This window comes from Pseudoalteromonas sp. S1650, assembly GCF_005887195.1.
Classification (GTDB): domain Bacteria; phylum Pseudomonadota; class Gammaproteobacteria; order Enterobacterales; family Alteromonadaceae; genus Pseudoalteromonas; species Pseudoalteromonas simplex.
The window spans coordinates 1-14,330 of the sequence record NZ_PNDF01000029.1; the positions used below are offsets into that span (position 1 = coordinate 1).

Here is a 14,330-nt window from a genome sequence, read left to right on the forward strand (position 1 = left end):
CCACAAAGGTCAACACGCCCTAATTTTAACTTTTTTGCCAATCAAGAGTCAGTGATACTGAATCTGCAAAGCGCAGCGCGTGCGGTTTATCAACGCGCACTTTGGCATAGTGAACACTTTGATGCTGGTGGCAAATTGCTAAAATCTCAGCAACCAATTTTTCTAACAGCAAAAAGTGGCCTTCCTCTACAAGGCTGATCACTTCTTTGGTAATAGTCTTGTAGTTTAGTGCTTTATCAACCGCATCAGTTTCACAGGCTTGATCTGCAGGGTAGTGGATTTCTAAGTTAATCACTACATCTTGTTTTTTCTCACGTTCCTCAGGATTAAAACCAATAAAGGTTCGTAGCCTGAGGTTAGTGACATTAATAATTGCGTTGGCCATCATTACCCTCTAACTAGTTGTAAAAACTCGTTACGGGTTTTTGGATCGGCTCTGAAGTTACCTAACATAACTGATGTACGCATGCTTGAATTTTGTTTTTCAACGCCGCGCATCATCATACACATGTGTTTTGCTTCAACGATTACGCCAACACCTTTCGCACCAGTTACTTCTTCAACCGCTTTAGCAATTTGATGAGTTAATTGTTCTTGAATTTGAAAACGACGCGCATACATATCAACAATTCGCGCAAACTTCGATAAACCAAGTACTTTGCCGTTAGGAATATAAGCAATATGACAGCGGCCAACAAACGGTAATAAGTGATGTTCACACATAGAGTAAAGCTCAATGTCTTGGATTAAAACCATATCATCGGCGTCTGAAGTGAATACCGCATTGTTGGTGATCTCGTCTAATGTTTGACGGTAACCTTTAGTCAGGTACTCCATTGCTTTTGCAGCGCGCTTTGGTGTGTCGAGTAATCCTTCACGAGCAGGATCTTCACCTACCGCAGTAATTATTTGTTGGTAACTGTTTTTTAAATCATCGTGCATAGCTTTCTCAGTAATTCGTTATTTTAAATGTCTGCCACCATCAACAGGCATAGAACGACCTGTAATGTAGTGACTGCTTAGTAATAGTTCTACGCTGTTAATAATCTCGGCGCAGCCGGGCTCAATGCCCATTAGCGATTTCTTTAATGTTTTGGCTTTGTACTCGTCACTATCGTGCTCGTTAAAAATGATCAGCGAGGGAGCGATAGCATTCACTTTAATGGCCGGTGCAAATTTAGCGGCAAACGACTTTGTTAAATTATCAAGCGCCGCTTTACTTGCTGCATAAGCAAGGTGCTTAGGACTGCCTTTTTCAACAACATAGTCAGTTAAATGAATAATATCTGCGGCTTGGCCACTGTTTTGCTGATAATGCAGTAGCAAGTCAGAGGCTGCTAAATTAATTAAATAGGGCGCTTTGGCATGAATACGCATCATGTTATCAAATAGGTCAGCGTAATCGTGATTATTTGCTTCGCAATCCCAGCTAGATGCATTATGAATAATTGCCTTGAGCTGGTTGGTATGCGCTTTTAATTCTTCAATAAAGTGCCCGATAGCTTGGTCACTATTAAAATCTGCATGGATACAAATAGCGCCTTTGCCTGCAAGCACATCAATTGCTGCATGGCGGGTACGATAAGTGACTATGATTTCTTGCCCTTGCGATAATAAGTGCTCGGCCAGAGCGAGTCCAATACGTTGGCCTGCGCCGGTAATTAAGATGGGCGATGACATAAGCTAATATAAAACCTTAGATTTTTGATTTGAAATATAATGTATTTACTGTAACAACTATAAACCAAATTACAGAACTATTTCATCTTTACTGCAATCATGTTGCTAACTTTTACGTCAGGCATGATGCTCTAGATCATTTTGTGAAGCTGATAATCAGTGATTGAAGGTTCTGAATATTGCTAAGGGGTGCGGGAGGAGTAGAAAAGGGCAATTATTATTGCCCTCGCAATGTTTAAACTACCCTTAAAGCTCGTCGTAAACGGTTGGGATTGCTTGGCGTTTATGTTGAGTACGTAAGTAAATTGCTGTTAGCTTTTCTTCGACTTCATTGCTGACGTCTTTACCTTCTAAGAAATCATCAATTTGATCGTAAGTGAGGCCTAGCGCTTCTTCGTCAGTCAGACCTGGGCGATCACACTCTAAATCGGCCGTTGGGGCTTTATTTACCAGTACTGCTGGTGCTCCCAAATGCTCAGCAAGTGCACGAACTTGACGCTTTGATAAACCAAATAACGGCGCTAAATCACATGCACCGTCACCAAACTTGGTGTAAAAACCCGTGATGTTTTCAGCACTGTGATCGGTACCAACCACTAAGCCTTGGCAGAAACCAGCAATTTCATACTGCGCAACCATGCGCTGGCGTGCCTTCACATTGCCTTTGATAAAGTCAATTTTAGCTTGCTCTGGTAATTCAGCACCACCACCAACAACCGCGGCCATTGCTTGTTCATGCATGCCATCGACAGCCGCTTTAATGTTAACCGTCATACGCTTGCTTGGCTTAATAAAATCAACAGCCATTTGTGCTTCATCTTCATCTGCTTGAACACCATAAGGTAAGCGAACTGCAATAAATTGATATTTGTTGGTGTTGAGTTCTTGGTTTAATTCATCAACCGCTAATTGGCATAAGCGGCCACAGGTTGATGAGTCAACACCGCCACTGATCCCTAATACAAGTGAGCGAGAGTGCGCAGCAGTAAGTCGGCTTTTAAGAAAGTTAACGCGACGGGTAATTTCCGCTTTTACATCAATAGTTGGTTGGACTTTCATTTCCGCCAGAATGTCGGCACGCATGGTAGAGCTCCTATTTTTCGTTGTGGTTGTCAGCGTTTTTTACATTATGTTATGGGCGCGGTTTTTATTAAAGACCTAAATGCGCTTTTATTTCGTTGACTTGCTGCTTAAGATCTTCGATTTCGCTCAGTAATTGTTGCACTTCACTGTTGTTATCCTGCATCGGCTCACTAGCAGCCATATCCTCAGTGATGCTGTCTGGGTCAACAAATAAGTGCATATAGCGGCTCTCTCGTTTGCCTGGCTCTCGTGCTAAGCGTGCAACATGTTCTTGCTCAATGAGTGTATTTAATGCGGCTTCAACTTCATTGACATTGCTAAACTCAGCTAGTCGGTTGCTGCGCGTTCTTAGCTCTCCCGGTGTTTGTGGGCCGCGTAGCAGCAGTAAACAAATAATGGCGCGTTGCTGCTCAGTAAATTGCAAACTGCCAAATTCGGTATTACAAAAGCGGTGAGCATATTTATTAACCCGCCCTGACAACCCTTCATCAAGAGTTACTAAGCGTGATGCAATAAGCTCATCTAGGGTATCTTGTACTTGCGCCTCAGTGAGAGACAGCACCGGTTCACGGTTAGATTTTTGATTACATGCATTAGTGAGGGAGTTTAAAGATAACGGATAATGTTCGGGTGTTGTACTTTGCTTTTCGAGTAAACAGCCAATAACGCGTTGTTGTATCGATGATAATTGCATGATTTTATTTCTCTTTAATGTGCTGCACTTAGCCAAATTGCTAATTTTTTATTTAATGAGTCAAAGTTAAGGGGTTTTGTTAAATAATCATCCATGCCAGCATCTAAACAGCGTTCTTTGTCACCCTGCATTGCATTGGCAGTTAGTGCAACAATATTGACTTTCTGATGTGCTTCGCCAGCTTTTCCTAATCTTATTGCCTTTGTTGCTTGATAGCCGTCCATTTCTGGCATTTGGCAGTCCATTAGCACTAGTTCGTAAGGGGCATTCTCATTATTTGCTAGTTTTGTTATTGCCTCAAGACCATTTTCAGCAATGTCAAAACTAATACCTGCTTGTTTGAGTAAGGCGCCAGCAACCACTTGGTTAACTTTATTGTCTTCGACTAATAAGACGCGAGATGATGTACTCGAAGCTGGCATGGAAATTTTAGCGATGCTTTGTTCTTTATTTACTTGTTGTTGTTCAATGTACTTTTCGTTAGCCAAAGAGTTAAATAAGTCTGAAGGGGTTAAAGGTTTAAATATAATACTTTGCGCTTCTAAAGTTTGTTTAGATTGCTCTTCAGTTAGGCTCATAGGTGCCATTAAAATACATTTACATGCATTGTTATTATAATATTTTTGGAACGCTCGTTGCTCTGATTGTTCTGCTTGCATATAAAGTTGGTAATCTATAAAAACTGCATCGCAAGGTGGCTCTTGAGAGTGGGCTGCACGGTTAATTAAGCTTGGCATATTGCCAATAACTTCAACTTTTGCTCCCCATAATTGCAATTGTTTTTTAGTAATGCTGCTACTGAGCTTGCAGTTGTCAGCAATTAAAATGCGTTTTTTATCAATTAAGTGACTTGGCTCATGCAGCTGCTTTTGGTAGTCAAATTTTACTTTAATTGAGAAATTGAACGTGCTGCCTTCTCCATAAGAACTGACAACATTTACATCGCCGCCCATTAGAGTACAAAGCTGTTTAACAATGGCAAGACCAAGGCCTGTGCCGCCATATTGCCGGGTAGTTGAAGCATCAGCTTGAGTAAAAGAATCAAAAAGAGTTGCTTGTTTTTCTGGTTTTATGCCTAAGCCATTATCAACAACAGAGCAATTCAGATATAACTCGTTATCAGCAGTTTCAAGTTTGGCTATCACGACTATCTCACCGTCTTTTGTGAATTTAACTGCATTACCTATTAGGTTATTGATGATTTGCCTAATACGATTTGGGTCGCTTATGATAAATTCACGTTTGATATGAGTTGCATCTAGTAACAGTTTGGTATTGTTTTGCTCTGCTTTTATAGCAAATGATTCAATGGTATCGCCTAGAAGTTTAGATATATTAAAACTCACGTTTTCGATATCGAGCTTACCAGCTTCAATTTTTGAAAAGTCTAAAATATCATTGATAATATGCAGTAATGACTCTGCTGATGACTGTGCCAATTCAAGATGATGGCTTTGTTGTTTATCTAATTTTGTTTGTTTAATGATATTAAGCATGCCAATAACCCCATTCATCGGGGTGCGGATTTCATGGCTCATACTTGCTAAAAATTCACCTTTTATTTTTACTGCTTGTTCTGCTGCATTTTTCGCTTGAACTAGCTGATGTTCAGTTTCTATACGCTGTTGGCTTGCATGTAAGCTACCAATAAGTGCCGCAACTGCAATTAAAAAGCTTTCCTCGTTTTTACTCCAATGTCGTCTTGATGCGCTGTTCTCTGCGCACACCACTCCCATACTTTTACTCCCAGTCGGAATGATTGCAGTAAGCATGGAGCGAATATCAGCGCGATCAAAATAATTGCTAGCTAACTCCTTGGTAAACGGGTGGTGATATGCATCACTCGCATTTATAACGGCGTTATTGTTAATGGCATCAAAATAGTTAGGGTGTTCTATTTGCTGTAACGACACTGCCCGACTAAAACGCGATTGATTTTGATCATGACTAGCAAACGAGTTAAGCGTTTGTCGGTCTTCGCTAAATAACCAAATGCTTGCTCGATCAACCTCTAGTGCTTGGCATATCGCTTTTACAATTACATGCTTAGATAAGTTTAAGTTACCCGTTAAGACGGCTTCGTGAACAGTTAATGAGGCAAGTATTTCGTTGTGCAAGGCAATTTTATTGTTTTCAAGCTCAACACGTTTGCGAGCATCTATGTTTTGTAATGATCCAAATAGTTTGATGCAGCGGCCATTCTTATATTCAGATTCGCCATGCGCTAAAACCCAGATAGCTTCGCCTGATACTGTGATTATTTGCACTTGAGTTTCAAAGCTTTCACCTTCTTTTATCGCTTTTTCGATTAAGTGACGAATTTTGTCACGGCTGTAACCGGGTTTAAAATAGTCGAGATTGGTTGGCCATTGTGGTTGTTTATTGAGTGGCAACTTAAAGATTTGTTTAGTCATATCTGACCAATAAACAGCTTTGGTCTCGAGATTAAATGACCACGCACCTACTTTTGCTAGGCTACTCATTGTTTCGAGCATTCGCTCGCTTTTGTATTGGCGCTCGAGCATTTTTAAAAAGAACACACAAGCACCCGCAAATAATATACATACGATAATTATGGCGATACGTAACGGCCAAATGGCTGATTTTGGTGGATGCCAACCTGCTTTCGGAACAGCATACATACGCCAATTCCCGCCAGGGAAATTAATGCCAAAATTAAGTGGTGTGTCATTTAAAATAGCGCTATTTCCGTAGAAAAATTCCCCCTCAGCACCTAACCCGTTTCGACCCTGTAACGCTATGTCGTAGTGCTTATTTAAAGCTAGAAGCCCCGAATTGTTATAAACTTTATCAATATCGAGTACGACAGAAAGTAATCCCCAAAAGTGCTGTTCTGGTGGTGTAAAAATAGGCATGCGAGCTATTAAGGCTTGACCGCCTTGTACTAGTTCTAAGGGGCCTGCCATGACAATTTTGTTTTCATCGCGCGCCTTAATTGCATCGTCTCGCTGCGCGGCGTTTTCTAGAAAATTGAGACCAATTGATTTCTCATTTCCTTTTAGTGGGTAAGTCATCTGAATGATCATGTTTGGTGCAGCGCCGATATTTCTTAATTCTGAAGAGGTTTCGAATAATGGCGTGGCAATTTGAGAAAAGCGGCTTTGATTTAAATTTGGCTCAGCAGCAACTGCGACGGCAAGGCCGCGAACAAGTTGAATATTAGAGATTAGAGTCGCCTCTAACTTTGCACGGTAAGCGCTAACTCGCGCAATCTCCTGAGCACGGAACGCATCTTTTTCTCGGCTATAGTTTAATTGATCGATGATTAAGCCAATTACAATAACTAGCGCAAGTGAAAACCAAAAGGCTAACTTTAGTTTTTGCAGTTTTTTATTATCGGTTTCAGTTGCTAATGGCATGAGAAAGATTGATTTCTAAACTATTTCCCTACTATAGACAATTTCTGAGGCAATTAACAATCACCAGCTAATCAAGAAAACTAAATTTAAATATTTGGATAGCAACACTATTTTTTCACAAAACTCAGGTTAATATAGCAGGTTAATACAGTGTTACTTTAGCGCAAGGGTAAATGGCATGTTCAAGATAATCAAATGGTTATTAATAGGTTTGTTCGTTGTGGTGTTACTCGCAACAGGGCTTGTTTATGGTGTATTAAATCTAAGTTTACCGGCTCTTGATGGCCGGGGTAAAAGCGACGCTATTTCGCAATCAGTGAAGATTGAACGAGACACTTTAGGGCAGGCTGTTATTCATGCCGAAAACCGTTTAGATGTAGCCTATGCTCTTGGTTTTGCGCATGGTCAGGACCGATTCTTTCAAATGGATTTACTGCGCCGTAATGCCGCAGGTGAGCTTAGTGAATTATTTGGTAAAGCTGCTGTTGGGCTTGATAAAAAAATGCGTTTTCATCAGTTACGCAAACGTAGTCAGATTGCTGTTGCGCAGTTACCAGCAAAAGATAAAGCGCTATTAAAAGCTTACGCGAATGGGGTTAATGAGGGTCATGCGCAAGTAGGTTTCGATAGTTTTGAATATTTACTGACTGGCGCTGAAGCAAAACCTTGGCAAAGTGAAGACAGCTTACTAATCATTTTTAGTATGTATTTAGATTTGCAAACGGCTACCTTTGAACGCGACAAAACACTGATCGAAATCGAAGATCTATACGGTAAGGCGATGGTCGACTTTATTACTCAGCCTAGCCTTTATCAAGCGGCGCTCGATAACAGCCTATTAGCACCTTATAACGGCGGTATTCCAAATCTCAAAGACGCTCAATGGGCTATGACTGAGATTGCAGAGCGCAAGGAGCTTGGTAGTAATAACTGGGCAGTTACTGGGCAGTTAACTGAAACTGGTGCTGCAATGTTATCAGACGATATGCACTTATCATTTGCAGTACCAATCATTTGGTACCGTGCCCAGCTCAATTATCCACTCAATGGTGAAATGCAGCAAATCACCGGTGTGTCTTTACCTGGCGCTCCAGCAATTGTAGTTGGTACCAATAATAAAATAGCGTGGGGGTTCACCAATGGTTATTTAGATACAGCCGATTGGATAGCCCTTGAGAGTAAAGAGAAAACGTGGCAGATAGATGAACCCATCTTACTCAATGACGGCAGCATTGAAAATTATGCTTTAACCATGAGTGAATATGGCCCAGTAAAAGAAATTAATGGCAAACCATACGCACTAAGTTGGGTTGCTCACCATGAGTATGCGGTTGATATGGAATTACTTAAGCTTGAGCAAGCAAGTACGGTTGATGATGCACTAGCGCTTGCGGCTGAGGTGGGTATTCCTGTCCAAAATTTAATGGTTGTTGATGATCAAGGGAACGCCGCTTGGAAGAATATGGGAGCCGTTCCAGCCCGTAAAGAGCCCCATCAATTAGCGGTGGCTGAGCAAGCGTATCCTGCAGCGTGGCATGAAAACGAAACGCTGCGTCCATTTGTTAAAAACCCAGACAGTGGCCGATTATGGACGGGCAACTCACGCGTTGTTTCCGCAGAGGATGACCAGCGCTTTGGTAATGGTGCTTATGCCATGGGGGCTCGCTCGGCACAAATTCGCGATCGATTATTTGAAAAGCAACAGTTCAACGAACAAGATTTTTATGACTTACAACATGATAATGAAGCTCGATTCTTAACAGCTTGGCATAAACTGCTGGTCAAACAGCTCAGCAACGCAGGCGATAAATATGCGCTGTATTTAAAAGAGCTAAATAATTGGCAGGCGTGTGCTTGTAGCGATTCAATTGGTTATACCTTAGTAAAGCGTTACCGCAGTGAAGTAATTAATGGTTTATTTAGTCCATTAGAGAATAAGCTAAAAGCCCTCGACAGCAGCTTAAAACCAGTAAAACGAGACTTAGAGCCTGCTGTTTGGCAACTTATCGAAGCGCAGCCTGAAGCATGGTTAAACCCAGAGTATGCAAACTGGAATCAGCAAATGCTAGCTGCATTTGATCGCGTTATCACTAAACTAACCGAGCAGTACGGTAACAACCCGCACAGCTGGGAGTGGGGTAAGGTCAACGAGTTAGTGATTGAGCACCCATTTGCCAAGCAAATACCGGTACTTAAAAGCTTATTGAATATGCCTACGGCGCCTGGGTTTGGTGATACCTTTATGCCTTCAGTACAAGGGCGTAGTTTTGGTGCTTCGCAGCGCTTTATTGTTCAACCAGGGCATTTAGATAAAGCGATTATGGCTATTCCGGGTGGGCAATCTGGGCATCCATTGTCAGAATTTTATCGTGCCGGGTTTAACGATTATGTCAGTAATGGTTTAACGCCATTATTGCCGCAAGAGATTGCACATAGCATTACTATTGAGGCAATTAATTAATCTTCATTTTCAAAAAATGTACTTTGAGCATGCACTATCGTGGTCTTATTACGGCCAGAGTGCTTGCTCTCATACAGCGCTGAATCTGCATACTGCAGCATTTTTTCTATGGGAGTAAGGGGTTGCCATTCAATTAAACCAAAGCTCATAGTTACTTTTAAATCCGGACAGTCAGGGTGAGCTTCCAATACTGCTATTTTTGTACGCAAAGCTTCAATTTTTGCAAAGGCTTGGCGTTCATTAGATTGAGTAAGTATTAGTAAAAACTCTTCTCCGCCCCAACGAACTGCAATATCATCCTCGCTCATGAATTCACTGATGAGTCGTGAAATATTCACTAAAATAGTATCACCTTTATCATGCCCGTAATTATCATTGATTCTTTTAAACTGATCGATGTCTGCCATGGCCATGCAAAGAGGGCTGTTATTATTTATGCAATTTTTGCGTGCATTCATAATTAGCCTTTTAGCAAAGCGGCGATTGAAAAGTTTTGTAAGAGGATCCCGGGCTGCCATTTCCGTTAACTCTAGTCGTTGTGAAAGAGTAATCTCTCTAATTAAACCCATGCCATAAATCATAGGTAAGCCAGCAATAATTATATTAATTATTTTAATATGGGGGAGCAGTTCAGAGTAAGCAAAAGGGTAGTTTGTATTTGAAAAAAACACATACAACAATGCAAAAGCAATGATCATTAACACGCTATACAAAGAAGCTCGCTTTAAAGTTAGTTGATAGTCGATCATTAACAGGCAAGACACAGTCCATAGATAAAATTGAAATCCTGCATCTAAGCCAAGCATTGCACAAACAATGGTTGAGTGAATAACAACTTCAAGACAAAACACACGAAGAGCTAAGGAGGTTAAACCTTGTTTGATTAGAAAAATTCCCCCAGCCCATGCACACACACTTAGAACATTTACTATTGCCAAAGTAACTGCACCAATGTGAGCGAAAACGGGAATTAGCACAACGTGGACTGCGAGTGCAAAGTAAGCAATCTTCAAAATAATAAGAAACTTAACATGCTCTATTTCTTGTAACTCTGATTGCTTAGGTTGTTTTAAGAGATGTTTTAGCAACCGGACCTCTTAGACAGCTAGGTGTAAAAACTAGTATAGATTAAAATTTAGGCTGTGAAGAATTAAAGAGATTTCTGTTTCTTTAATTCATTTAATTTAATCGGGGTTAAACACCAGTTCACTTCGTTTTTGCTAAGCTTTAAGCTTGGCAGGACTGTGAATTAATGCCACTCTAATCAAACCATCATTGATATCGGCTTGCCGTTTGCCTGATAATATTTTCGTGCCTAAAAAGGAGTAGTTATGCCGGCGGAAAAAACGCATTTAGAGATTTGTAATCTAACTAAAGAACAGTACCCACAAATAAAGACCCTCATGGATCAAGCTTACCCAGGGCTTGGAGGTGCTTGGCCAAGCCATACTATTTTTAGGCTAATAGACCAGTTTCCGGAAGGGCAAATAGGCATTGTAGACGATGGTGTTTTAGTAGGCATCGCCTTGAGTGTACAGGTTGATTACGCGCGCTTTTCTAATCCACATACCTACGAAGATATTGTTGATGGTCACGACCGTGTATTTAGTGATCCTGAAGGTGATGCACTTTATGGTTTAGATGTGGTGATTTCATCAACTCACCGAGGGATGCGACTGGGTCGTCGCTTATACGATGCGCGTAAAGAGCTGTGCCGTCAGTATAACTTGCGCGCTATTTTAGCGGGTGGACGTATTCCGCGCTATTACAATCATAGTGCAGAGATGTCTCCGATGGAGTACATCGAAAAAGTTGACCACAAAGAGCTGTATGATCCGATTTTAAGCTTTCAGCTATCTAATGATTTCCAAGTTAAACGTTTACTTAAAAAATACCTTCCTGAAGATCAGGAGTCAGTTGGTTATGCCACTTTACTAGAGTGGAATAACATTATGTTTGAGCCGACAGAAACGGTACTTGAGTCGACTAAATCAATTGTCCGTGTCGGTGCTGTACAATGGCAAATGCGCTGTGTTGAGTCTGTTGAAGAGCTGCTTAAGCAGGTGGAGTATTTTGTTGATACAGTATCAGATTATAAAAGTGACTTTATTCTGTTTCCGGAGTTTTTCAATGCCCCGTTAATGGGTCTTACCGAGCAAAGTAATCAAACGGAAGCGATTCGCTATTTGGCCGAATACACAGAAACCTTCCGTGATGCGATGTCACGCATGGCGGTTGAATACAATGCCAATATTATCACCGGTTCCATGCCACTCGCTGAAGACGACAAGATTTATAATGTCAGCTATTTGTGCCACCGTAGCGGTAAAATTGATGAGCAGCGTAAAATTCATATTACCCCTCACGAGCAAAATGACTGGGTGATCCAAGGTGGTGACAAAATTGCGGTATTTGAAACGGATGCGGGTCGTGTCGGTATTCAAATTTGTTACGATGTAGAGTTTCCTGAGCTGTCGCGTATTCTCGCTAAGCAAGGATTAGATATTTTGTTCGTGCCATTTTGGACAGATACAAAAAATAGTTACTTACGTGTTCGTCATTGTGCGCAAGCACGTGCAATCGAAAATGAATGTTATGTTGTGATTGCAGGCTCTGTTGGTAACTTACCTGAAGTAGAAAGCTTAGATGTACAGTATTCGCAATCAGCAGTGCTTACCCCTTCTGACTTCTCGTTCCCGCATGATGCAACCTTGAATGAAGCAACACCGAATACCGAAATGTTGTTATTCAGTGATTTAGATATGGATAAACTGAAAATCCTTCACAGTGAAGGTACGGTAAGAAACTTAAAAGACCGCCGTGAAGATTTATATGATGTAATTTTGAAAAAGCGAGATCAATAATGGCGTGGTCGTATTTAATTGTCGCAGGGCTGTTAGAAATTGGCTGGCCTGTTGGCCTTAAGATGTCTCAACAGGCAGACAGTCGCTGGTTAGGCATTGCAATAGCCGTCGCCTTTATGGTCGCTAGTGGCTTTATGTTGTGGTTGGCGCAAAAGGATATTCCGATGGGGACATCCTATGCAGTATGGACAGGTATTGGTGCTGCTGGCACTTTCTTGGTTGGTATTTTATTTTATGGGGATGCCGCTACTTTTGGCCGCATTGCCGGAGTACTGTTGATAATTAGTGGTGTAATAACCCTAAAGATTAGCCATTAAAAAAGCGGCATAGCCGCTTTTTTAATGACTAGGAATAAGCCTAATTGGGTAGCATTACAAGAATGGCAGCCAGTGCAATTAACACAAGCCCCGCCGTGTCTTGGCGTTTTAACGGCTGTTTTAACCAAAGAATCGATACCATAATGGTAAAGAATACTTCTATCTGCCCCAGTGTTTTTACATAAGCAACATGCTGCAAGCTCATGGCGCTAAACCAACCAATAGAACCTAAACAGCTACAAATACTAACAGCGGTCGTGGTGCCTTTGTGTTGCCACATTTTCTTAAAAGTATCGCGCTCTTTGAATGCAATGTACACGCATAGCATCAGTGTTTGTAAGCTGATTATCAGCACTAACACCCAAGCTGCAGAGTGCGGAAAAGTCAGCCCTGAACTTAAACTTGCTTCACGGATCCATGATGAAGAGAGAGCAAAAGAAGTGCCGCAAGCAAGCCCAAGCAGTGCGGTGCCCAAATTAAAGTGTTTAACATTCGCGATGCCACTTAATAGCAGTACCGCAATTGCACCAATAAATACGCCAACCCAGCCCAGTAACGACAGTGCTGAGCCAAAGAACATAACACCTAAAATGGCCGCCATTAGCGCTTCACTTTTGGCAAGCCCTGCGCCGACAGCAAAGTTATTCATTTTAAACAGTTTTACCATCAAACCAGTGGCAACGATTTGGACGATACTGGCACCAACAATGTAGCCAATAAAAGCTAGGTTAAAATCAGGAAGTGCGGCGTCTTGATACTGATAAAGTGCAAATAAATACAGGGCAGCAATTGGGCTGGCAACGATAAAGCGAGCAAGTGTTACCCCGGCAACACTCACTGTTGCACTGAGTTTACTTTGCAGAGCGTTGCGCCAAGACTGCATAAATGCCGCAAAAATAGTTAAGAAAATCCAAGTCATATTGAAAATAAATTAATGAGGAGTATTTATACCCAAGCCACCTCAAGATGTGAGTTTCAGTTGGAATTAAAAGCGATTTAGGCAAGGCATTGATTGCAAATAATAGTGGTTCTATTGTTAAAATCAATAACGCAGTATAAATCGCTTTTAAACCAACCCTTTGGGCGCTTCACAGGCACTTACTCTCATCGTTGTTACTTCTTAAAAGGGACTGCCATTCTTGCAAAGTACCGCCTTGATATTAAGCTCCTGTGAAACGCTGAATTCTGCATCTTGAGGAGGCTTGGGTATATAGTAACAAAACCAAAGTATGAGAGCATCAGCTTATCGACCAACTTGAGAAAAACTCAGCTGTGACAATATGCCGCAGGGCTTTTATGCTGACTTTAGACTATAGTGACAATGATGCTATTGCTGGCCGCTGCTGTTTTAAGTAGCGGCTTTTTTTTGTTTACGCTAGGGTAGGGTATTATAGTTAAAAGATAAGGAAATATCATGACCACACTGATTATCTGCGCACTCATCGCAGTACTCATACCCTATTTAGCCAAAGCGCCTGTGGCTTTTGCACAAAATAAGTTGGCAGGCTACGACAATAAGCACCCTCGCGAGCAACAAGCTAAACTAACCGGCTTTGGTGCTCGTGCGTTGGCAGCACATCAAAATAGCTTTGAATCGCTGATTATTTTTGCGGTCGCGCTGGCAGTCGTTATAGGTAGCAATAATGTCTATCAGGTAACTGAGACCCTAGCGATTATGCATGTTATTGCCCGTGTGTTGTATTGTATTTTCTACTACATAAACCAGGATATTTTACGTTCATTAGTTTGGCTTGTTGGCTATGTTTGTGCTGTGGCTATGATTGCTCTTTGTCTTTAGCGATAGAGCAAATAGTCAAAAACCACAAAGCAAGCGGCTTAAATAAGGCGCTT

The 14,330-nt window shown here is 41.4% G+C and carries 12 protein-coding genes; 4 read left to right on the top strand and 8 right to left on the bottom strand.

Going from position 1 to position 14,330, the window contains the following annotated elements; translation table 11 throughout:
* Positions 1-25: 25 nt before the first annotated feature.
* The 6 genes from folX to CWB80_RS10640 form a co-directional block, all read right to left on the bottom strand.
* Positions 26-385, bottom strand: a complete 360-nt coding sequence (gene folX, locus CWB80_RS10615) for a dihydroneopterin triphosphate 2'-epimerase (protein ID WP_054554637.1) — start codon at positions 383-385, stop codon at positions 26-28.
* Positions 386-387: 2 nt separating this feature from the next.
* Positions 388-942, bottom strand: a complete 555-nt coding sequence (gene folE, locus CWB80_RS10620) for a GTP cyclohydrolase I FolE (RefSeq protein ID WP_054554638.1) — start codon at positions 940-942, stop codon at positions 388-390.
* Between the two features lie 18 nt (positions 943-960).
* Entirely contained in the window at positions 961-1,680 is a 720-nt protein-coding gene (gene folM / locus CWB80_RS10625) for a dihydromonapterin reductase (RefSeq protein WP_138598949.1), read from the bottom strand.
* Between the two features lie 246 nt (positions 1,681-1,926).
* Complete coding sequence (nadE, locus tag CWB80_RS10630) at positions 1,927-2,763, bottom strand: NAD(+) synthase (protein ID WP_054554640.1); 837 nt, start codon at positions 2,761-2,763, stop codon at positions 1,927-1,929.
* 67 nt (positions 2,764-2,830) lie between these two features.
* Positions 2,831-3,457, bottom strand: a complete 627-nt coding sequence (locus tag CWB80_RS10635; protein ID WP_138598950.1) for a YceH family protein — start codon at positions 3,455-3,457, stop codon at positions 2,831-2,833.
* A gap of 14 nt (positions 3,458-3,471) precedes the next feature.
* A complete protein-coding gene (locus tag CWB80_RS10640; RefSeq protein ID WP_054554642.1) occupies positions 3,472-6,837 on the bottom strand; it encodes an ATP-binding protein in 3,366 nt (1,121 codons plus the stop codon).
* A 178-nt stretch (positions 6,838-7,015) separates the two neighbouring features.
* Between CWB80_RS10640 and CWB80_RS10645 the strand changes: the two genes are divergently transcribed.
* Positions 7,016-9,298: a penicillin acylase family protein gene (locus tag CWB80_RS10645; RefSeq protein WP_138598951.1), complete on the top strand. Its 2,283-nt coding sequence runs from the start codon at positions 7,016-7,018 to the stop codon at positions 9,296-9,298.
* Here the strand turns inward: CWB80_RS10645 and CWB80_RS10650 are convergent.
* The gene (locus CWB80_RS10650) at positions 9,295-10,386 is read right to left on the bottom strand and encodes a GGDEF domain-containing protein (RefSeq protein WP_138598952.1); all 1,092 of its coding nucleotides are present in this window, start codon (positions 10,384-10,386) and stop codon (positions 9,295-9,297) included. The genes CWB80_RS10645 and CWB80_RS10650 overlap by 4 nt on opposite strands.
* A gap of 243 nt (positions 10,387-10,629) precedes the next feature.
* Between CWB80_RS10650 and CWB80_RS10655 the strand changes: the two genes are divergently transcribed.
* Complete coding sequence (locus CWB80_RS10655) at positions 10,630-12,162, top strand: carbon-nitrogen hydrolase family protein (RefSeq protein ID WP_138598953.1); 1,533 nt, start codon at positions 10,630-10,632, stop codon at positions 12,160-12,162.
* A complete protein-coding gene (locus CWB80_RS10660) occupies positions 12,162-12,479 on the top strand; it encodes a DMT family transporter (protein ID WP_138598954.1) in 318 nt (105 codons plus the stop codon). Before CWB80_RS10655 ends, CWB80_RS10660 begins: the two co-directional genes overlap by 1 nt.
* A gap of 40 nt (positions 12,480-12,519) precedes the next feature.
* Here the strand turns inward: CWB80_RS10660 and CWB80_RS10665 are convergent, their stop codons facing one another.
* Positions 12,520-13,398: a DMT family transporter gene (locus CWB80_RS10665; RefSeq protein WP_138598955.1), complete on the bottom strand. Its 879-nt coding sequence runs from the start codon at positions 13,396-13,398 to the stop codon at positions 12,520-12,522.
* Positions 13,399-13,893: 495 nt separating this feature from the next.
* Between CWB80_RS10665 and CWB80_RS10675 the strand changes: the two genes are divergently transcribed.
* Positions 13,894-14,277 (top strand): MAPEG family protein, encoded by a 384-nt coding sequence (locus tag CWB80_RS10675; protein ID WP_138598956.1) that lies wholly within the window; start codon positions 13,894-13,896, stop codon positions 14,275-14,277.
* Positions 14,278-14,330: the final 53 nt, after the last annotated feature.